We start from the raw sequence: 21,144 nt of genomic DNA on the forward strand, positions 1-21,144 counted from the left end.
ATTTGAACAGGCGGGGCTGTGAGGCCCCGCTTTGCTAATCAGCGCGGAAAGCGCTGGTTTTCTTCCAGCACGTTCAGGTCCATGTGGTTGCGCATATAGCGCTCGGACGCCTTTTGCAGCGGCTGGTAGTCCCATGGATAGTAGGCGCCGTTGCGCAACGCCGGATAGACGACGTGGCGACGCGCCTGACTGGCCCGGACGTCGGCATCGTAGCGTTCCAGATTCCAGCGTTTTTCAGCTTTGGCCAGAAGGTCGTCCAGAGCGGTTTTGAATTCCGGCAGTTCCGCCAGATTGCGCAGCTCGTCGGGATCGTCGGCAAGGTTGAACAATTGTGGCGGGTCGGCGCGGCACAGGTTGAGCTTCCAGTCGCCATCCCGCAGCGAGATCATTGGCGCAATGGTGCCTTCGGCTGCATATTCCATAGGCACCGCCCCGCGCTCCGCGCCAGAGGCAACATCTGTCAGTGAAACGCCGTCGGTCCACGGCATGATGCCCTTGAGGTCGATCCCGGCAAGGTCCGCCAGTGTCGGCAGAACGTCGAGCGTCGAGACGGGCGCATCCACGCGGCCAGCCCGCAATTGCGGGGCCGCAATCATCAACGGGACGCGAGCGGAGCCATCGAAGAAGCTCATCTTGAACCACAAGCCGCGTTCGCCAAGCATATCGCCGTGATCGGAAGTGAAGACGACAATCGTGTCTTCCGCCATGCCGCAGCGTTCGACGACATCGAGCAGGACGCCGATCTTGTCATCCACATAGGAGATATTGGCGAAATAGGCCTGACGTGCCGTGCGAACCTTCTCGCGGGTCAGATCGTAGTCCTCGGCCTTGCAGGCCCGTAACAGGCGTTCGGTGTGCGGGTCGATCTCGCTTTCAGCCAGCGGTCCGATTTTCGGATCAAGTTCGGGAATGTCCGCATAGAGATCGAAGAAGCGCTTGCGCGCTACGTAAGGGTCATGTGGGTGGGTAAAGCTGACAGTCAGACACCATGGCCGCTCGTCGTGGCCGCGCGCCAGATCATAGAGCTTCGCTTCGGCCTGATAGGCAACTTCATCGTCATATTCGAGCTGGTTGGTGATTTCGGCGGAACCCGCTCCGGTGATCGAACCGAGATTGTGATACCACCAGTCGATACGTTCACCAGGCTTGCGATAATCCGGCGTCCAGCCGAAATCCGCCGGGTAGATGTCGGTGGTGAGCCGCTGCTCGAAACCGTGCAGCTGATCCGGACCGACGAAATGCATCTTGCCGGAAAGCGCCGTCTGGTAGCCAGCGTTGCGAAGGTGATGCGCATAGGTTGGGATTTCAGACGAAAACTCCGCCGCATTGTCATAGACGCCAGTTCGAAACGGCAACTGGCCCGACATGAACGACGCACGCGCCGGGGCGCAAAGAGGGCTTGCCGTGTAGCAGTTGGCAAAACGTGCGGAACGTTCGGCAAGCTTTCTCAGATTGGGAACATGCAGGAATTCGGCCGGGCCGTCCGGAAAGAACGTGCCGTTCAGCTGATCGACCATGAGGATGAGGATATTCGGCTTTTTCATTGTGCGGGACCGTTGGCAAGTGTGGGAACGCGAAACGGCGGGCGCTGAAACGCCCGCCTGCAAAGTGCGTGTTGTTCTCGGTTAAAGACCGAGGTTTGCCTTGACGGCTTCCGCGCCCGGTTCGCCCTTGAAGGTGGTGACGCCCGCAAGCCATTTGTCGATCTGGTCCGGATGCGCCTTCAGCCATTCCTTGGCGGCTGCAGGACCTTCCGCACCTTCATCGAGAATCTTGCCCATCAGCTCATTCTCGATATCGACAGTGAAAGTGAGGTTCTTGAAGAACGTTGCGGCATTCGGGCATTGGGCGGCCCAGCCGGTGCGGCCAAGCGTGTAGACTTCCGCGCCGCCGAAATTCGGGCCGAAATAGTCATCGCCACCCGCCAGATATTCTATCTTGAGCTTGTTGTTCATCGGGTGCGGCGCCCAGGCCAGAAACACGACCCAAGCCTTATCCTTGTTCTTGCGATCCACCTGCGCGAGCATGGCCTGCTCGCTCGATTCCACCAGCTTCCAGCCATCGAGCTTGAACTTGTGGTCCTCGATGATTTTCTGGATGTTCTGGTTGGCAGGTGCACCCGGCTCGATGCCGTAGATTTCCTTGCCAAATTTGTCCGCATGGGCGGCGAGGTCGGCAAAGTCCTTCACGCCTTCGCTTGCCACATAATCCGGCACGGCCAGCGTGAACTTTGCCCCTTCGAGGTTTTTCACGATGACTTCGGCGGCTTTCGCCTTGTCGAGATCGTCACGGAACTTCTGTTGTGCGGGCATCCAGTTGCCGAGGAAAACGTCAAGATTGCCAGTCTTGAGCGCCTCATAGCCGATGGGCACGGACATGGTTTTTACATTGGGCTTATAGCCGAGACCTTCCAGCAGCACGCTTGCGACGGAGTTGGTGGAGGTGATGTCGGTCCAGCCCGGATCGGACAGCCGGATGGTTTCGCAAGCGGCGGGATCGGCAGCAGAAGCCGCTCCTGAAAGCCCCGCCAGTGCCGTGAACGCCAGTGCCGCAATCTTCAAGTAGCGCATTTTGTGACCCCTCCTATAGATTAAGACCAGTTATGTCTTATGTTCCTACTTTAAGGAGAACATCATTTAGGCTAAGGAAAAACCCATTCATTTTTTATCGAAGCTATAGAAAGTATTTATGGTTTCTCCATCCTGGGACCTTGGCAGCCTTGGCGTTTTCGAAGCGGTGGGACGATTGGAAAATCTGACCCTTGCAGCGCGTGAACTCGGCATGACGCAACCGGCCGTCAGCTATCAGATAAAACGCATCGAGGAGCGTCTGGGCGTCGCATTGTTCGCCCGGCGGGCGCGCGGCGTTGAGATATTGCCCGAGGGCCGCATTCTTTATGAAGCAGTGCGCTCCGGTCTCGATGGAATCGATGAGGCTGTGCAGCAGATCAAACGCCGTCAGCGCGCGCCGGGACTGCGGATCGCGACCGACTATGGCTTCGCGACGTTCTGGCTGATGCCGCGTGTCGCGCAGTTTCGCCCGAAACATCCGGAGGTGGATGTGCGCATCACGGCATCATCCATGCTTCAGCCGCTCGACCGGCGTGACGCGGATATTTCGGTCCTTTTCGGCGGTCGCGAGGATTTCCCGAAGGACGCTATCGCCTTCATCGGTGAAAAAGTCGTGCCGGTCTGTTCGCCAGCCTATCTTGCCGAACATGGCCCGTTTCCGGATGGGAAACGGCTGGGTACCGCTTCACTGCTGCATCTTGATACGCTGCAGGGTGATCGCTGGTTCACATGGCAGTCATGGCTCGATGCTATCGGTGAGGACATCGAGGACGGCAATTACGGGCTGGTCTTCAACACCTATAATCTGGTGATCGAGGCAGCCATTGCCGATCAGGGGGTGGCGCTTGGCTGGGCGGGGCTGATCGACGGGGCCGTGCAGCGTGGGCAGCTTGTCCATGCTTGCGAGGTGTCGCAGACGAGCGACAAAGGTTATTGGCTGGTCTTCAATCCGGACATTTCTGCGGGGGCGCGCAAGCTCGCACTGGAATTGCTGCAAGCAGCAGACGAAAGCTGATATTGTAAGAAAGCAGTCGCGATCCTACTTTTGCACATCATTCAATATCTGACGCGCTTGCCAAAAGCGCGCGGTTTTTTAAGAGGTGTCGATATGATTACCTGGAACCGGATCGATGAAACGAATTGAACTTCTGATCGAAAATATCATTCTGGCGTCACGCTGGCTGCTGGTTGTCTTCTATCTCGGTCTCGCCGTTGCGCTGGCGATCTATGCTGTATCCTTCGTGGGCAAGCTGTTCGATTTTGCAACGAAAGTTACCGCGCTGAATGATACCGACACGATCCTGAAAGTCCTCGGGCTCATCGACGCGGCGTTGATTGCGAGCCTCGTGGTGATGGTCATCATTTCGGGCTATGAGAATTTCGTCAGCCGCTTCGATCAGGCCGGCGACGAGGTGCACTGGCTTGGCACCATCGATGCAGGCTCGCTCAAGATCAAGGTTGCCTCGACCATCGTGGCGATCTCGTCGATCCATCTGCTGCAGATATTCCTCAACGCCACCACCTACACGTCAAACCAGTTGCTGTGGTTCACCATCATCCATCTGGCATTCGTGTTTTCGGCGCTGTTCCTCGCCTATATCGACAAGCTCACGGCCAAGGATAAAGGCGGGGCTAAAGGCAAGGGCAAGATCGAGCCGAATATCTGATGCTCTCGGATATAATTCATTGAAAAGACCCGGCTTTTGCCGGGCCTTTTGTTTTGAAAGACGAATGCAGTAAAGTTGGTTTCAATCAATGTGAAGAAGCTGCCGCTATGCATTGCTGGCAGCGGTGTGGCTCCATTTCAACCTTGTGCTAGACTGACCTTCTTTGAGAGGAAGGGCTGACCATGACACGTCTGACGGCGAAGGATTTCCCGCAAGAACTTCTCGAACTCTACGATTTCTATGCCCATGGCCGGATAACCAAACGAGAGTTTCTGGACAAGGCTGCAAAGTTTGCGGTCGGCACCATGACGGCCACAACCATACTGGCCTCGCTCAGTCCCGATTATGCGATGGCGCAACAGGTCGAATTCACCGATCCCGACATCCATCCCGAATACATCACCTATCCGTCACCGGAAGGAAACGGCGAGGTCCGCGCATATCTGGTGCGACCGGCCAAGCTGCAGGGCAAGCTGCCCGCCGTCGTGGTAGTGCACGAAAATCGCGGACTGAACCCGTATATCGAAGACGTCGCCCGCCGGGTCGCAAAGGCCGGTTTCATCGCACTCGCGCCCGACGGTCTCACCTCGGTTGGTGGCTATCCCGGCAATGACGATAAGGGCCGTGAATTACAGCAGCAGGTCGACCCGACCAAGCTGATGAACGACTTCTTTGCGGCGGTCGATTTCATGATGAAAAGCGATCTGACGACCGGAAAGGTGGGCATTACCGGCTTTTGCTATGGCGGTGGTGTTGCCAATGCGGCGGCAGTCGCCTTTCCGGAACTCGCAGCCGCTGTGCCTTTCTATGGCAGGCAGGCCCCGGCGGATGACGTGCCGCGCATCAAGGCGCCTATCCTGTTGCACTACGCCGAACTGGACACCCGCATCAACGAGGGCTGGCCCGCTTATGAGGAAGCGTTGGAAAAGAACGGCAAGACCTACGAGGCTTACATCTATCCGGGCGTCAATCATGGCTTCCACAACGATTCCACACCGCGCTACGACGAAGCGGCGGCGAAGCTCGCATGGGATCGGACAATCGAATGGTTCAAGCGCTATCTGGCCTGAAGTTAGAGCATGTCTCCCGAAAGTGGGAACCGGCTTCGGGATGAAGACATGCGTGAAAACGAACAGATAGGGCGCCGATCTGATGCAATCAGATCGAAACGCGCTCTAGGCCTTCGCTTTCAGGGCCTTGAAGACGTTGACGGCTATCACGACGACAATACCGATTAGAACCGCAAGTACAGCCTGCAGGAAGGAGGTGGCGATCCATTCGAAGGCGGCTGCAAACCGGGTGCCCTCGGTCGGCAGGTGCGAGACGATGGAATGGATGAAGGCTTCAACGCTATGGATGCCGATGGAATCCAGCCCATGTACGATGATGCTGCCGCCGACCCAAAGCATGGCGATGGTGCCGACAGTGCTCAGAACCTTCAATATGATGGGCATGCCCGCGACCAGCCCCTTGCCGAGTTGCCTGCCGAAAGCCGTGTGACTGTTGCGCACGAGCGAGACGCCCATATCGTCGAGCTTCACGATGATGCCGACCACGCCATAAACGGCGAAGGTGATCAATATGCCGACTGCGGCGAGGATGGCCGCCTGCGTATAAATGCTCGACGGAGCCAGGCCCGCCAGCGTCAGTGCCATGATTTCCGCCGACAGGATGAAGTCCGTGCGGATCGCACCGCTGACGGTTGTTTCCTCGATCTCCTTGGCAGTCGTGCCCTTGGTTTCCTCATGTTCCTCTTCCTTGTGCGGGATGAAGAACTCCACCAGCTTTTCCGTTCCTTCAAAGGCCAGATAGACACCGCCGATCATCAGAAGCGGCATGATGAAGGATGGTGCGAAATAGCCGAGGATGAGCGCCAGCGGCAGCAGGACGATGAGCTTGTTGCGCAGCGATCCCTTGGTGATTTTCCAGATGACCGGCAATTCACGTTCCGGCTTCAGCCCCACAACATATTTCGGCGTGACGGCCGTATCATCAATTACGATGCCTGCTGCCTTGGCGCTGGCCTTTGCCGTCTGTCCTGCAACATCGTCGAGCGAAGCTGCCGCCATTTTCGCAATGGCTGCGACATCATCGAGAAGCGCGAACAAGCCGGACGCCATGGGGAGCCTTTCTATATTGCTGTTGCAGGTAGCTAAACTTTGAATGGGCAGTACGTCTAGATGGAAATCATCATAGCCTGCAACTGTATCTGAAATCGATACAATCTGTGCATGATTGTCAATGTTTCAATGATCATACCGATGGCTATATTGGCGGTAACACAACAGGAGAGATAGCCATGCTTAATCAGATCAAGGGCCTCCACCACGTGACCTCGCTTGCCGCCGATGCGCGCTCCAATAACCGCTTTTTCACCGATACTCTGGGACTGCGCCGCGTCAAGAAGACTGTCAATTTCGACGATCCGAGTGTCTATCATCTCTATTATGGTGATGAACTAGGCACGCCCGGCACTGTCATGACCTATTTTCCATTTCCCTGCATGCCGCGCGGTCGCGATGGTACGGGCGAGGTGGGGACGACGGTATTTGCTGTGCCGCAGGGTTCTCTTGGCTTCTGGGAGGATCGTTTCGAGCAATCCGCCGTCAAGATTGAATCCGAAGACGAGGCGTTCGGCGAAAAGCGTATCCATTTCCGTGGACCGGATGGCGACAGTTTTGCACTGGTTGAAGTGAAGGACGATCCGCGTGCGCCGTGGGCACATGAGGGGATTGATGCCGAGCACGCCATCCGTGGCTTTCATTCGGTCTCAATGCGGCTTCGCGACGAAGGCGCGACCTCGGAATTGCTGAAATATATGGGATACCAGAAGCTCGATGCGAAGGACGGTGTCACCCGGCTCATCATGCCGGAAGGCAATGGTGCGGGCGTCATCGATCTGGAAACCTTGCCAGCAGTTGGTCGCAACCAGCAGGGTGCCGGTTCCGTGCATCATGTGGCATTCGCCGTCGAAAACCGCGAGAAGCAGCTGGAGGTGCGCAAGGCGCTGATGGATACGGGCTATCACGTCACACCGGTCATCGACCGCGATTACTTCTGGGCGATCTATTTCCGCACGCCGGGCGGCGTGCTGTTCGAGGTGGCGACCAACGAACCCGGTTTCGACCGCGACGAGGATACGGCCCATCTCGGTGAAGCGCTGAAGCTGCCGGAGCAGCACCAGCATCTGCGTGGCTATCTCGAAGAGCATCTGGACAGGATCTGAAGACGTCGGGACAGGAGATCGAACATGACAATCCAAACCTATGAGCACCGGCTGAAGGCCGGTGCGAACGGAGCGCCGCTGTTCATCGTGTTTCACGGTACGGGCGGCGATGAAAACCAGTTTTTCGGTCTGGCGGAACAGCTTTTGCCGGAAGCGACCATCGTGTCGCCACGCGGTGATGTGTCGGAATATGGAGCTGCGCGCTTCTTCCGCCGCACAGGCGAGGGCGTCTACGATATGGAAGACCTTGCTCGCGCCACCGACAAGATGGCCGATTTCATCGCTGGCCTTGTGGCTCAGCACAAGCCATCCGAAGTGATCGGGCTCGGCTATTCCAATGGCGCCAATATCATGGCGAACCTTCTGATCGAGAAAGGCAGGGTGTTCGACAAGGCGGCACTTCTGCATCCGCTGGTGCCATTCAGGCCGAAGGACAATCCGGCGCTCGAAGGCGCGAAAATTCTGATGACTGCCGGGCGGATGGACCCGATCTGTCCGCCGGATCTGACAGAAGCGCTTGCATATTATTTCGAGCGCCAGAAAGCTGATGTCGAGCTGGTCTGGCATCCGGGCGGGCACGAGTTGCGCCAGACGGAACTGGCCGCCGTTCAGTCACTGCTCCAGAATTGAGCTCAAAGCCGCCGTTCAATTTTGTACGGCGGTATTACTGTTCTGGCTCTCTTGAAAAAAAACAATATACATTATATTTAATTGTATATTGAAAATTGGGTGCCATGATGGATGCGATTTCGGGCCGAGTGCCAGCCCATGAAAACAAGATGACGCGCACGGAAATGGAGGGGCGGGCAACCGAGGTTGCCGAACTCCTCAAGACGCTGTCGCATCCGGCGCGGCTTATGCTGGCCTGCACGCTTGCAGAACGGGAATATTCGGTTGGAGAGCTGGAGGAAGCGCTTGGCATTCACCAGCCGACGCTGTCGCAACAGCTGGGCGTGCTGCGCGAAGCGGGCATTGTCGAAACCCGTCGCGAAGCGAAGCAGATTTTCTACCGGCTGACGGAAGCCAAGGCTGCACAACTCATCGAGGCGCTTTACGGCATTTTTTGCGCACCGGAGGAACGGGCATGATCACAACCTATCTGCAATCATTGGCAGGCGGCATGTTGCTCGGTCTTTCCGCAGTCCTGCTGCTCGTCTTCAATGGGCGCATCGCCGGGATCAGTGGCATCGTCGGGCGGCTTCTGGGTGGCAAACAGATTCCAGCCAATGCGGTCTTTGTCGTCGGCCTCGTTCTGGGACCGATTATCTATGAGGCGATTTATGGTTCATTTCCCCCGGTCACGATGGCTATGTCCTGGCCCGTCATCGTCGTGGCAGGACTTCTGGTCGGCATCGGAACGCGGATGGGATCGGGCTGCACATCCGGTCATGGCATCCTCGGCATGGCGCGGTTTTCCAGGCGTTCGATAGCCGCAACGCTCACCTTTCTTGTAACCGGCATTGTGGTGGCCAGCATTTCGGGAGCATTGCTATGAAACAGTCGGCATATGCGCGTCTGGCCATGACGCTGCTTGCGGGCGCGATCTTTGGGTTTGGTCTGTCGCTGTCGGGCATGATCGATCCATCGCGCGTGACGGGCTTCCTGAATATTACCAGCGGCCATTGGGACCCAAGCCTTGCCTTCGTGCTGGGCGGTGCCCTCCTGGTGGCTATCCCCGGCGTGATGTTGCAGCGGCGTATGGCGCGGCCGGTGCTGGACCAGTCTTTCCATCTGCCGGAGAATACTGAGATCGACCGTCGGTTGATTACCGGTTCTGCCATCTTCGGCGCGGGTTGGGGGCTGGCAGGCTTTTGTCCCGGCCCTGTCGTGTCCGCACTGTCCATGGGGTTGCCGCAGGTATGGCTCTTCGTTGCGATGATGGTTTTGGGAATGATTTTCCACGATCGTATTATGATGAAGTCTTCATAGGAAAATCATTCCGGGCGGCGAAATTCCGGACAAAAGCCAGCAGAAGCATTCAAATCTTGAACTCTTTGGTCAAATTACCCTTTTAATAGGGAGATGAATGAGTTAGGCACCCTTTGAACGATCTTGAGGGAACCGTGCCATGGCTGGATTGCTGAAACGTTTTGCCGGATATTATCGTCCGCATCGTGGGCTGTTCGCGCTGGATTTTACCAGCGCCGTGGCATCCGGCCTGCTAGAGCTTGCCTTTCCGGTTGCCGTTACGCTTTTCATCGACAAGCTGTTGCCGACCGGCCAGCTCGGCGTGATCGCCATTGCTGCGATCGGCCTGCTGGCCATTTACGTCGTCAATGCCTTCCTGCAGGTCATCGTGACCTATTGGGGGCATATGCTTGGTATCAAGATCGAGACAGAGATGCGCCGCAAGGCCTTCGATCATCTGCAGAAACTCTCCTTCGGCTTCTTCGATAATCAGAAGACCGGCCATCTTGTGGCGCGGCTGACCAAGGATCTGGAAGAGATCGGCGAAGTGGCGCATCACGGGCCGGAAGATGTCTTCATCGCGATCATGACCCTGATCGGCGCCTTCATCCTGATGCTGTGGGTGCATCCGCAGCTTGCGCTGATTACCGCCGTCATCGTACCGCTGTCGGCCTATGTCACCGCCCGCTATGGCGGACGCATGACGCACACATGGCACGCGCTTTACCGGCGCGTCGGTGATTTCAACGCGCGTATCGAGGAAAATGTCGGCGGCATCCGCGTTGTTCAGGCCTTTACGAACGAAGATCATGAACGCCAGCTTTTCGCGGAGAGCAACGACAAGTATCTCACCACCAAGCTCGCCGCCTACAAGATCATGGCCGCGTCGATGTCTCTGTCCTATCTGTCGATGCGCTTTGTGCAGGTCGTGGTGATGCTGGCGGGCGCATGGTTCGTGGTGCGCGGCGAACTGACGGCTGGTGGATTTGTCGGCTTCCTGCTGCTGGTGAACGTGTTCTTCCGCCCGATTGAAAAGATCAATTCGGTCATCGAAACATATCCGAAGGGCATTGCCGGTTTTCAGCGCTATACGGAATTTCTCGATACGCGCCCGGATATTGCAGACCGCCCCGGTGCGCAGTCCGTTGCACGTCTGACCGGCGATATCGAATATCGCGATGTCAGTTTCGGCTATAGTACCGAGCGTCCCATTGTCGATGGTCTCGATATTTCCATTCGTGCTGGCGAAACGATTGCCTTTGTTGGTCCTTCAGGTGCAGGCAAGACGACGATCTGCTCGCTGCTGCCGCGCTTCTATGATGTGACGAAGGGCGCGATTCTTGCCGACGGCAGCGACATTCGCGATATGACCCTGAAGTCTCTGCGGTCGAATATCGGTATTGTCAGTCAGGATGTGTTCCTGTTCGCCGGAACGATCCGGGAAAACATCGCTTATGGCCGTCTCGATGCGACCGACGCGGAAATCGTCGAGGCTGCGCGCCGCGCGCGGCTTGATGGCGTGATTGCCAATCTGCCGGAAGGCTATGACACGGTTATCGGCGAGCGTGGCGTCAAGCTTTCCGGCGGGCAGAAGCAGCGCATGGCCATTGCGCGCATATTCCTGAAGAACCCGCCGATCCTGATCCTTGATGAGGCGACTTCCGCGCTTGATACGGAAACCGAACGTGCCATCCAGCAATCGCTCGCCGAGCTTTCGCAAGGGCGCACGACTCTGGTGATCGCACACCGCCTTGCAACCATCGTCAATGCCGATCGCATTCTGGTGGTGGAGGGCGGGCGGATTGCCGAACAGGGCAGTCATGCCGAGCTTCTGTCCATGAAGGACGGACGCTACAAGCGCCTCCATATTGCGCAGGCCGGGCTGGATCAGGGGCATTATTCAGCGGCGGAATAGGCTGATCTGCATATCAGGATACGCTTAATAAAGGCGGCCTTTGGCCGTCTTTTTTATTGTCTGACAACGAGCGGAAGAGTTTCCTTTGATATCTGATGTATCAGATATTGACATATCAGATTCGCTGTTTCAGGATCGGAGCGTGAATTCAGTGACAAACAGGTGTTGCCTTGGGTGATAACGTTTCCCCCCTTTCTCCGATCAAGGTGAAGAGCCTCAGAGACCATGTGCATGACAATCTGCGGGAGGCGATTATTTCCGGGCGGATCAAGTCCGGCGAAAAGCTGAATGAGAGGCAGCTGGCATCCGATCTGGGCATCAGCACGAGCCCTTTGAAAGAAGCGCTGCGCCAGCTGGAAGGAGAAGGGCTGGTGCGCACGGAGGCCCGTCGTGGAACGTTCGTGTCGTTCAATGCGCGGCAGGCCGAAGAGATGACGCTCGCTCGTGCCGCGCTTGAAAGCATCATTGCGCGGCAGGCGGCCAAGCATGGCGGCGAGGAGGCGTTCGGCTTTCTTCGCGCGGTGATTGAAGAAATGCGGGCGGCGGTCGAGGCAGGCAATGTCGATCAGCTGATCGAGCTGAACGAGAAGTTCCACGACGGCATCCATGAGGCATCGGGATGTGAATATCTGCGCCGGTTGCAAAATGCACAGCGCATGTACGACCACGCCGCAAGGGTGACTGTTCTGTCGCGCGAGGATGTGCGTCGGCAATCCTTCAACGAGCACGAAGCAATCATGAAGGCAATTACGGCACGTAACGGCGATCTGGCTGAGCGTCTGATGCGCGAACACATCGTGAAAGCGGGAGACACGCATATCGAACTGGTCTTCTGACCAGTACATTGGGAGGAAATAATGGATCTAGCGGAATACCGCCGGGTGCTTCGGGGCATTTCGGGTGTGCACGCGACTGCCTATGATACAGATGGTGAAATCGATGACGCGCTGACGGCGAAAATTGTCGAGCGGATCGCCGGCGCCGGTGTGCATAATATCGTTACCGGCGGCAATACGGGCGAGTTCTACAGCATGACTGTGGATGAGGTCATCCGCTTGCAGGCTATCGCGGTGAAAGCGGCAAATGGCAAGGCTGCTGTGACAGCCGCAGCCGGCCGTTCCGTGCGTGATGCGATCAGGATTTCACAAGCAGCACAAGCCGAAGGTGCCGATGGCGTGATGATCCATCATCCGCTTGATCCCTTTGCGGCGCCGCATGCGCAGGTGGATTATTTCATCGCGATTGCCGAAGCCATAGACTTGCCAATCGTTGCCTATATCCGTTCGGATCTGATTCCGCTCGATGAAATGGTGCGCCTTGCGACCCATGCCAAGGTCGCAGGCGTCAAGTTTGCATCGCAAAACACGATGCTCTTCTTCGAATGCTGTCGGGCGACAAAAGGCATGGATGCGACCTGGATCTGCGGCTTGGCGGAAAGCTGGGCCTTGCCTTTTTATGCCCTTGGTGGCCGCGGCTTTACCTCTGGCCTCGTGAATGTTGCACCGAAGCGTTCGCTGGCGGTCTGGAATGCGCTGGAAGCGGGAGATTTCGCAAAAGCGCGGGCGGTAGTCGAAAGCATTGCCGATTTCGAGACCATGCGCACCAAGTACCGTAATGGCGCGAACGTGACTGTTGTGAAGGAAGCGTTGCAAATTCAGGGGTTTGAGGTCGGAAAAGTGCGACTACCCGGATTGCCGCAGCTTGAAGCGAATGATCGCGAGGTGCTCCAGACAATCGTCTCGGGCTGGGAGACTGATGGCATTGTCTGACAAATGAAACCCGGCCGTCCTGACAGGGAGAAGAGGGGCGCACCGGAAAACCAAAAAGTGGAGGAGAACATGAATAAGGGAATTTCACGTCGTACATTCATGGCGGGGGCCGGGATTGCGACCGGCATGGGTATCATGCTGCCGAAAGGCGTATGGGCACAGTCGGCGAAACTGCCGTCGTCGCCAGTAGCGCTCAACGTCATTGATGCCGCTGGCAATCTGGCCCTGACCCAACCGATCTTCGACAATTTCGCAGCCGAGCAGAAAGCGCTGGTTTCGCGCTTCACCTTCAACAAGGCACCGGCGCCGGAACTGCCGGGGAAAATCAAGGCGCAGCAGCGCGCCAACCGAATTGACATAGACATGGTGATCGTCGGGCCGGATGCGCTTTCCGCCGGACTTGCCGATGACATATGGACCGACATCATCGCGTTGCCGGATAACGGCTTGCCGAAGCTTCAGGATATCTATCTTGAACCAGCATGGCGTATGCAGGAAATGTCGAAGGGCAAGGGCGTTGTGGTTTCCTATTATCCATCTGGCCCCCTTCTTGAATATCACCCCGACAAGGTGAAGACACCGCCCAAGACCGCTGAAGAACTGCTGGCCTGGACGAAGGAAAACCCGAACAAGTTCATCTATGCTCGCCCGGCCAATTCCGGTCCGGGGCGCACCTTCCTGATGGGGCTTCCCTATCTTCTGGGTGATAGTGATCCGAAGGACCCGGTCAAGGGCTGGGACAAAACCTGGGCCTATCTGAAGGAACTGCACAAGAATATTGAATACTACCCGGCAGGTACGGGCGCGCTCATGAAGGAACTGGGCGAAGGCACGCGCGATATGACGGTGACCACCACTGGCTGGGACATCAATCCGCGTGCGCTCGGTGTGGTGCCGAAGGAAATGGGCGTCAGCAAGCTGGAAGGCTTCCACTGGGTTTGCGATGCGCATTACTTCGCCATTCCTAAGGGCGTGTCCGAGGAAAAAATCGCAGTGCTGATGGAGTTCATCAAGTTCTCGCTCAAGCCTGACCAGCAGGCCTATTCCTACGATGCCGGTTATTTCTATCCGGGTCCTGCTGTGAAGGACGTCACCATCGAAATGGCGCCGAAGGAAAGCCAGAACATCATCGCGGAGTTTGGCCGTCCGGAATATGCCGACTGGATTGCAAATAATCCGATCGAGCTGCCGCTCGAACCGGAGGCGCTGGTCGCTGCATTCCGCCGCTGGGACGAAGACGTCGCCGCTGGTTGATTGACCGAAGGCTGGGTGGTGGGCCGTGAAGGGCTCGCCACTGGCCGCTGATAGTCGCCAATTCTAAATCATGGTGCTTGTGTCAATGTCCTTTCAAGAACTCCGGCTCGACCGGATGAGCCGATCATTCGGAACTTTCAATGCGCTGAGGGAAATCAACCTCACAATCCGGAAAGGCGAGTTCATCGCACTTCTGGGACCTTCCGGCTGCGGGAAATCGACGGCTCTCAATTGCATCGCCGGACTTCTCGGCACGACGAGCGGCGGTATCTATATCGATGAACGGCGCGTGGACCAGTTGAAACCGGAGGATCGCGGTTTCGGCATGGTGTTCCAGAACTATGCGCTGTTTCCGCATATGAATGTCCTGCAAAATGTCGGGTTCGGTCTCAAGATGCGCGGTCTGGCAAAAAGCGAGATCGACGAACGTGCGCGCGCCGCATTGGCTTTGGTGCGCTTGCAAGGACAGGAAGAAAAACTGCCGGGACAGCTTTCCGGTGGCCAGCAACAGCGCGTGGCAATTGCCCGCGCCATCGTCATCGAGCCGCCGGTGGTTCTCATGGATGAGCCGCTTTCCAATCTCGACGCGAAGCTGCGGCTTGAGATGCGCGCCGAAATCCGCCGCATCCATAACCAGCTCGGCTCAACGACGATCTATGTGACCCACGATCAAGACGAAGCCCTGTCGCTGGCCGACCGCATCGTGGTCTTGCGCGACGGTGAAATCCGTCAGGTCGGCAAACCGCACGAGCTTTACGAAGAGCCCCGCTATCGTGATGTCGCCGCCTTCATGGGTTTCCGCAACGCCTTGCCAGGCAAGGTCGTGCGCGTCGAGAACGGGCAGGCGATCATTTCCGTCGCGGGAAACGAACTCGTTGGCCGTGCGATGGATGGGCTTGAGCCGGGTGACGATGCCGTGCTGATGGCACGCGGCGATGATGTCGTGTCCGGTTCGGGTCATCGCAATGACCTGCAGGCGACCGTCGAGACCATCGAATATCGAGGGCGCGAATATGTCGGTACAGCCCGCACCGAAACCGGGATGGAGCTGATCTTTCATGGGCCGCAGGGCGTGGAGCCCGGCAGTCGTATCGTGTTGGGCGTCGATGCTGGCCATGCGCTGGTTTTCCCGGCGGAGGGCTGAGCGATGGTGGCTGAGACCTATGCGGATGCACCGCTTAAGCCCGGTTTGCGACAACGGCTTGCAAATCGCGGCTTCGACGGCGTCACCCTTCTGATCCTGCCCGCGCTGCTCTTTGTGGTGGGTGTATTCATCTATCCGTTTCTTTACGGGCTAGTTCTGTCCTTCAATCCAATTGATGGCGGCGGTGCACTGGCCAATTACACCAAGTTCTTCTCCGATCCCTATCTTTACAAGACCATCGGCGCGACGCTTTGGCTTGCGATTCCTGTAACCGTCATCAGTGTTCTTTTCGCGGTTCCCATCGCCATGCGCGTGCGTCTGATGCCGCGCCAGCGCCTGCTGACCACGATCCTCGTTCTGCCGGTGACGCTCGGCACGGTTCTGATTGCTGAAGGTCTTTTGAATTATCTGGGGCCGCAAGGCTGGTTCAGCCGCACGCTGATCTATATTGGCCTGATCGATAATCCGCTGAAGCTCACTAATAATTACTGGGGGGTCTTTGCATCGCTGGTCATTACGGTTTTTCCGTTCACCTTCCTGCTGACGCTTTCCTACATAACCGGCATTGATCCCGCACTGGAACGGGCCGCCGCCACGCATGGCGCCAATAGCTGGCAGCGCTTTCGCCATGTCATGCTGCCATTGCTGGTGCCGGGGCTGGTGGTCGCAGCCTGCCTCACCTTCGTGCAGGCATTTGCTGTGTTTCCATCCGCTGTCCTCTTGGGCGCGCCGTCGGGACCGACCCGCGTGATATCCATCGCTGCGGCACAGGCGGCCTTCGAGCAATATGACGACTCCATGGCTTCATCCATCGCCATGATCATGGCGGCAGTGCAATTGCTCGTCGTCGGGGCACTGCTCGGTGTGCGCTCGCTCTTCTATCGCGGCTCGACCGCTGGCGGAAAGGGATAGATCATGATCCGCGATACTTCCATCCTTTCCAAGCTCTGGATCACTCTCGTCTGGCTCGTAACCGGCTTCTTCGTGCTCAATGTTCTTGCTGTCATCGTGGCCGTGGTGGTTTCAAGTTTCGGCACGCGCTGGCTGGGTACATGGCTTCCAGACGCGTTTACCACGCGCTGGTATGCAGCCGCCTGGGCCGAATTCCAGCTTGATCAAGTGCTTCTGGTCACCTTTCAGGTCGTCTTTGCAGTGGTGATCCTGTCGGGTGTTCTGGGCGTCACGGCAGCTTACGCCATGGCGCGCCGCGATTTTCCCGGCAAAAAGCTTGTGCTGCTGATCTTCCTGCTGCCGCTTCTGGTGCCGCCGATAACCTTCGGCATTCCGCTGGCAACCGTGCTTTACAAGTTCGGGGTGGGCGGTACCTTCTGGGGCGTCGTTCTCGCCAATCTCGTGCCGACGGTACCCTTCGTCATTCTGGTGATGATCCCCTTCATCGAGCAGATCGACCCGAAGGTCGAGGCGGCGGCGCGTGTGTTTGGCGCAGGCACATTCAAGCTCTTCATCCATGTGCTTCTGCCCATGCTGTTGCCCGGTGTGCTTGCGGCCATGCTGCTGGTTCTGGTGCGCACGGTCGCGATGTTCGAGCTGACCTTCCTGACCGCAGGACCGACATCGCAAACGCTCGTCGTCGCGCTCTATTATTCGGTGTTCGCTGCCGGGGTCCGCTCCGTCCAGTCCATCGACGCCATGGCGGTCATTTACATGGTCACCTCGCTGGTTTGGCTGCTTCTGGCCCTGCGTTTCGTCAATCCGACGCAGATCGTTGCGCGCAACCGTCAACCGTCCGCGCATTGAGGCACAACAGGATGAAAATCATCGCTATCGAAACGGTGCAGCTTCCGCACCTCAACAACATAGTGTGGGTGCAGGTCCACACCAATGAGGGCATTGTCGGACTTGGTGAGACTTTCCGTGGTGCAAATGCGGTCGCCGCCTATATCCACAGCGATATCGCACCGCTGCTCGTCGGCCAGAACCCGCTGGAGATCGACCGTATCTCCAAACTGCTGCTGGAGCCTTATGTCGGCTTTCGCTCGTCAGGCGTGGAAATCCGTGCCGCCTCGGCGATAGACATCGCGCTTTGGGATATTTTTGGCAAGGTGACCGGCCAGCCAATCCATCAGTTGCTCGGTGGTCTGTCTCGACAATCGATCCGCACCTACAATACCTGCGCGGGCTACACCTATAACAAAAGCGGCGCGCGCCGATATATCGGTGATGCCGATGAGGCAACGGAAGGGCCCTACGAGGACCAGCTGGCTTTTCATAGGGACGCAGGTGCACTTGCCGAAAGCCTTCTGTCGGAAGGCATCACGGCCATGAAAATCTGGCCCTTCGACCCGTTCGCTGTCGCATCCGGCGGAAACTTCATCCATGCCGGCGATCTCGACAAGGCGCTGGCACCGTTTCGCCAGATACGCGATGCGGTCGGCGAGCGGATGGAAATCATGGTCGAGTTCCACTCCATGTGGGACTTGACGTCGGCTCTGGCCATTGCGCGCGAACTGAAAGTCTTCCGACCGTTCTGGTCGGAAGACCCGATCAAGATGATGAACCCGCAGGCGCTGGCCGTTTACGCACGCCAGTCCGGCATTCCGGTCTGTGCCAGCGAAACCATGGCGACGCGTGCGCAATTTCTCGATGTCCTACGCGCCGATGCCTCCGATTATGTCATGCTCGACATTTCATGGTGTGGCGGGCTTTCGGAAGCGAAGAAGATCGCCACCATGGCCGAGGCATTTCAGCGCCCCATTGCGCCGCATGACTGCACTGGTCCGGTGGTGTTCGCGGCCTCCGTCCATCTGTCGCTCAATGCGCCCAACGCGATCTTTCAGGAATCTGTGCGGGCCTATTACACCTCATGGTATCGCGATCTGGTGACGGTGATGCCGCGCATAGAGAAGGGCATGATCTATCCGTTCGAAGGAGCGGGTCTGGGATTGGAGTTGTCTGATTTCGTACTCAGTCATCCCGATGTCATTCGGAAAAAGACGGGAGCTGAATGATGGGACCGTTTCGCTGCATAGCCGATCTTCGCGGGCAACTGATGGAAAGTCCGGTTTGGGATGACCGCAGGGGAACACTTTTCGCCTGCGATATCTATGGGCGCCGCATATATGAAATCGACATTGACGTCGATAGGGGTGTGCTTCGTGAATGGTCCTTTACAAGCGAGGTAGCAAGCTTCGGATTGACAGAAAGCGGACGTCTCGTGGTGGCGCTTTCACGTGAGGTTGTCCTGTTTGATCCTGAAACCGGCATTCGTGAACCGCTATGGGCGGGGTACGATGAGCCGGGAACATCCCGCCTCAATGACGGCAAGGTCGGTCCTGACGGTGCGTTCTGGATCGGCAGCATGGATGGCCGTCATGAGCGGGAAGCCATCGCGCGGCTCTACCGAGTAACATGGGACGGCGAGGCTTCTGTTAAGGCCGAGGGTTTTGAGATTTCTAATGGTCTCGCTTGGACGGCGGACGGCAGAACCATGTTCCATACGGATTCCCGCAGGCCGTGGATCGACCGTTATGACTTCGACCCGGAGACCGGTGAGATTAGTGGGCGCAAGCGCATTTGCGACCTCGATGAGCAAAGCGGCAGGCCGGATGGCGGCGCCTGCGATGCTGAGGGTGCTTATTGGAGCGCGGGTGTATCCGCTGGCATTCTGAATCGCTTCGACCGCGAGGGTAATCTGCTTGAAAAGGTTCCGGTACCGGTTCCGGCTCCAACAATGCCCTGTTTTTGCGGACCAGACCTGACACTTCTGGCCATCACCTCGCATCGCCAGCTGCCGGAAGCGACCCTGGAGGCCGCACCTCGGTCGGGTGGCGTATTTCTGGCGCAGGCTTCGGTTGCAGGAGCCCCTGTGGCCCGGATGAACGGAGTGTAACGTGATCGCGCAGGCACTCCTGAATATTTGTTTTGAATTGAATATCATCTCGAAGCCGTTTTACGCCCTTCGGGATATTTTCTGATCGGGAAGGTAGGGAAATGACCAGAAAGACCTATGGAGATCTGCGTTCGGCGCGCTGGATGCTGCCCGATGATCAACGCTCGTTCGGCCATCGTTCGCGCACCATGCAGATGGGATATGATCCGGTCGACTGGGAAGGTCGTCCGATCATCGCCATCATAAACACCTGGTCCGAGGCCCAGCCTTGCCACATGCATTTCAAGGATCGGGTGGAATGGGTCAAGCGCGGCATCCTGCAGTCAGGCGGATTCCCGATGGAGTTGCCAGCATTGTCGCTGTCGGAAAACTTCGTGAAGCCGACAACCATGCTCTATCGCAATCTGCTGGCGATGGAGACCGAGGAACTTCTGCGCTCGCATCCTGTCGATGGTGCGGTGCTTATGGGCGGTTGTGACAAGACAACGCCGGGTCTCGTCATGGGGGCCGTCAGTATGGGACTGCCGTTCATTTTCTTGCCCGCCGGACCAATGCTGCGCGGCAATTATGCCGGTAAATATCTGGGGTCCGGCACTGATGGCTTCAAATACTGGGACGAGCGCCGCGCAGGCACCATTTCCAAGGAGGAATGGCAGGGGATTGAAGGTGGCATCGCACGGTCCTACGGCCATTGCATGACCATGGGAACCGCATCGACCATGACCGCGATTGCCGAAGCCATGGGGCTGACGCTTCCCGGTGCATCATCGATCCCGGCTGCGGATGCCAATCATCAGCGCATGTCCACGCAGTGCGGTCGCCGCATTGTGGAAATGGTCTGGGAAGACCTGACGCCGGAAAAGATTATGACGCCCGCTGCAATAACCAATGCGGTCACTGTTGCGATGGCAACGGGATGTTCGACAAATGCCATCATTCATCTGATTGCGATGGCGCGCCGGGCAGACGTGCCACTGGAACTGGACGATCTGGATCGCATCGGACGCACGACGCCTGTGATCGCGAATATCAGACCTTCCGGCACGATCTATCTGATGGAAGATTTCTACTATGCGGGAGGGTTACGAGCGCTCATGAAGCAGCTTGGCGACAAACTCGATCCTTCGGCCGTGACCGTGACCGGCAAGCCGCTGACCGACGGTCTGGATGAGGCTCATATCTGGAACGATGACGTGATCCGCCCGCTTTCCAATCCGGTCTATCATGAAGGCTCGCTTGCGGTGCTGAAAGGCAATCTCTGCCCCGATGGCGCGGTGATAAAACCTGCTGCCTGCGACCCCCGCTTTCACCGCCATAGTGGCCCGGCGCTTGTCGCGGACAGTTACCCCGACTTGAAAAAGATCATCGACGACCCCGATTATCCCATGACGCCGGATACGGTTCTGGTGCTGCGTAATGCCGGTCCGCAGGGCGGGCCGGGAATGCCGGAATGGGGCATGATCCCCATGCCGAAAGCGCTGTTGAAACTTGGGCTGCGCGATATGGTGCGGATTTCGGATGCGCGCATGTCGGGAACCAGTTTCGGTGCCTGTGTTCTGCATGTCGCGCCGGAATCCTTCATCGGGGGACCACTCGCCCTGCTGAAGACGGGCGACATCGTCGAACTCGACATTCCAGCCCGCAGCCTCAACATGCTGGTTTCGAACGAGGAGCTGGCGGCACGGCGCGCGGCCTGGCAGACGCCACCACCCAAATATGAGCGCGGCTATGGCTTTGTCTTTTCCAAGCATGTCGAACAGGCCGACAAGGGCTGCGATTTCGACTTCCTGAAAACCGATTTCGGCCGTCCTGTCGACGAACCGGTTATCTATTGAGAGGCA

The 21,144-nt window shown here is 57.5% G+C and carries 21 protein-coding genes; 18 read left to right on the plus strand and 3 right to left on the minus strand.

Going from position 1 to position 21,144, the window contains the following annotated elements; translation table 11 throughout:
* Nucleotides 1-38: 38 nt before the first annotated feature.
* Complete coding sequence (gene betC / locus CES86_RS10615; RefSeq protein ID WP_029927775.1) at nt 39-1,544, minus strand: choline-sulfatase; 1,506 nt, start codon at nt 1,542-1,544, stop codon at nt 39-41.
* An 81-nt stretch (nt 1,545-1,625) separates the two neighbouring features.
* Nucleotides 1,626-2,570, minus strand: coding sequence for a choline ABC transporter substrate-binding protein (gene choX, locus CES86_RS10620; protein ID WP_029927773.1), 945 nt, complete (start codon nt 2,568-2,570; stop codon nt 1,626-1,628).
* A 118-nt stretch (nt 2,571-2,688) separates the two neighbouring features.
* Here choX and CES86_RS10625 point away from each other — a divergent pair, with 118 nt between their 5' ends.
* The 3 genes from CES86_RS10625 to yghX all read left to right on the plus strand — a co-directional run bounded on the left by CES86_RS10625 (nt 2,689) and on the right by yghX (nt 5,307).
* Entirely contained in the window at nt 2,689-3,585 is an 897-nt protein-coding gene (locus tag CES86_RS10625; RefSeq protein WP_012092760.1) for a LysR substrate-binding domain-containing protein, read from the plus strand.
* 115 nt (nt 3,586-3,700) lie between these two features.
* Nucleotides 3,701-4,237 carry a TIGR00645 family protein gene (locus CES86_RS10630; protein WP_010658524.1) on the plus strand — a complete coding sequence of 179 codons (537 nt, stop codon included), beginning with the start codon at nt 3,701-3,703 and terminating at the stop codon, nt 4,235-4,237.
* A 182-nt stretch (nt 4,238-4,419) separates the two neighbouring features.
* Nucleotides 4,420-5,307, plus strand: coding sequence for a YghX family hydrolase (gene yghX / locus CES86_RS10635; protein ID WP_094514379.1), 888 nt, complete (start codon nt 4,420-4,422; stop codon nt 5,305-5,307).
* A gap of 105 nt (nt 5,308-5,412) precedes the next feature.
* On the opposite strand, the gene CES86_RS10640 is transcribed toward yghX, so the two are convergent.
* Nucleotides 5,413-6,357 carry a DUF808 domain-containing protein gene (locus CES86_RS10640; RefSeq protein WP_010658526.1) on the minus strand — a complete coding sequence of 315 codons (945 nt, stop codon included), beginning with the start codon at nt 6,355-6,357 and terminating at the stop codon, nt 5,413-5,415.
* Between the two features lie 179 nt (nt 6,358-6,536).
* Between CES86_RS10640 and CES86_RS10645 the strand changes: the two genes are divergently transcribed.
* The 15 genes from CES86_RS10645 (at nt 6,537) to araD (ending at nt 21,138) form a co-directional block, all read left to right on the plus strand.
* Nucleotides 6,537-7,463, plus strand: coding sequence for a VOC family protein (locus CES86_RS10645; protein WP_094514380.1), 927 nt, complete (start codon nt 6,537-6,539; stop codon nt 7,461-7,463).
* A 24-nt stretch (nt 7,464-7,487) separates the two neighbouring features.
* A complete protein-coding gene (locus CES86_RS10650) occupies nt 7,488-8,093 on the plus strand; it encodes an alpha/beta hydrolase (protein WP_029927766.1) in 606 nt (201 codons plus the stop codon).
* Between the two features lie 107 nt (nt 8,094-8,200).
* On the plus strand, nt 8,201-8,551 hold the full coding sequence (bigR, locus tag CES86_RS10655; RefSeq protein ID WP_036563524.1) for a sulfite-sensing transcriptional repressor BigR: 351 nt from the start codon (nt 8,201-8,203) through the stop codon (nt 8,549-8,551).
* The gene (locus tag CES86_RS10660) at nt 8,548-8,958 is read left to right on the plus strand and encodes a YeeE/YedE family protein (RefSeq protein WP_029927762.1); all 411 of its coding nucleotides are present in this window, start codon (nt 8,548-8,550) and stop codon (nt 8,956-8,958) included. Before bigR ends, CES86_RS10660 begins: the two co-directional genes overlap by 4 nt.
* The gene (locus CES86_RS10665; protein WP_029927760.1) at nt 8,955-9,392 is read left to right on the plus strand and encodes a YeeE/YedE family protein; all 438 of its coding nucleotides are present in this window, start codon (nt 8,955-8,957) and stop codon (nt 9,390-9,392) included. Before CES86_RS10660 ends, CES86_RS10665 begins: the two co-directional genes overlap by 4 nt.
* A 139-nt stretch (nt 9,393-9,531) precedes the next feature.
* The gene (locus tag CES86_RS10670; RefSeq protein WP_029927758.1) at nt 9,532-11,286 is read left to right on the plus strand and encodes an ABC transporter ATP-binding protein; all 1,755 of its coding nucleotides are present in this window, start codon (nt 9,532-9,534) and stop codon (nt 11,284-11,286) included.
* 227 nt (nt 11,287-11,513) lie between these two features.
* Nucleotides 11,514-12,122, plus strand: coding sequence for a GntR family transcriptional regulator (locus tag CES86_RS10675; protein ID WP_010658533.1), 609 nt, complete (start codon nt 11,514-11,516; stop codon nt 12,120-12,122).
* A 21-nt stretch (nt 12,123-12,143) separates the two neighbouring features.
* Nucleotides 12,144-13,055, plus strand: coding sequence for a dihydrodipicolinate synthase family protein (locus tag CES86_RS10680; RefSeq protein WP_010658534.1), 912 nt, complete (start codon nt 12,144-12,146; stop codon nt 13,053-13,055).
* A gap of 99 nt (nt 13,056-13,154) precedes the next feature.
* Nucleotides 13,155-14,309 carry an extracellular solute-binding protein gene (locus CES86_RS10685; RefSeq protein ID WP_043063088.1) on the plus strand — a complete coding sequence of 385 codons (1,155 nt, stop codon included), beginning with the start codon at nt 13,155-13,157 and terminating at the stop codon, nt 14,307-14,309.
* 70 nt (nt 14,310-14,379) lie between these two features.
* The gene (locus tag CES86_RS10690; RefSeq protein ID WP_029927756.1) at nt 14,380-15,453 is read left to right on the plus strand and encodes an ABC transporter ATP-binding protein; all 1,074 of its coding nucleotides are present in this window, start codon (nt 14,380-14,382) and stop codon (nt 15,451-15,453) included.
* A gap of 3 nt (nt 15,454-15,456) precedes the next feature.
* The gene (locus tag CES86_RS10695) at nt 15,457-16,365 is read left to right on the plus strand and encodes an ABC transporter permease (protein ID WP_010658537.1); all 909 of its coding nucleotides are present in this window, start codon (nt 15,457-15,459) and stop codon (nt 16,363-16,365) included.
* A 3-nt stretch (nt 16,366-16,368) separates the two neighbouring features.
* Nucleotides 16,369-17,211 carry an ABC transporter permease gene (locus CES86_RS10700; RefSeq protein WP_029927754.1) on the plus strand — a complete coding sequence of 281 codons (843 nt, stop codon included), beginning with the start codon at nt 16,369-16,371 and terminating at the stop codon, nt 17,209-17,211.
* Nucleotides 17,212-17,222: 11 nt separating this feature from the next.
* On the plus strand, nt 17,223-18,422 hold the full coding sequence (locus tag CES86_RS10705; protein WP_010658539.1) for a mandelate racemase/muconate lactonizing enzyme family protein: 1,200 nt from the start codon (nt 17,223-17,225) through the stop codon (nt 18,420-18,422).
* Nucleotides 18,419-19,303 (plus strand): SMP-30/gluconolactonase/LRE family protein, encoded by an 885-nt coding sequence (locus tag CES86_RS10710; RefSeq protein WP_029927752.1) that lies wholly within the window; start codon nt 18,419-18,421, stop codon nt 19,301-19,303. The genes CES86_RS10705 and CES86_RS10710 overlap by 4 nt, the downstream gene beginning before the upstream one ends.
* Nucleotides 19,304-19,404: 101 nt before the next feature.
* Nucleotides 19,405-21,138 (plus strand): L-arabinonate dehydratase, encoded by a 1,734-nt coding sequence (gene araD, locus CES86_RS10715; RefSeq protein WP_010658541.1) that lies wholly within the window; start codon nt 19,405-19,407, stop codon nt 21,136-21,138.
* The last annotated feature ends 6 nt before the right edge of the window (nt 21,139-21,144 follow it).

The organism is Brucella lupini, from assembly GCF_002252535.1.
Lineage (GTDB): Bacteria > Pseudomonadota > Alphaproteobacteria > Rhizobiales > Rhizobiaceae > Brucella > Brucella anthropi.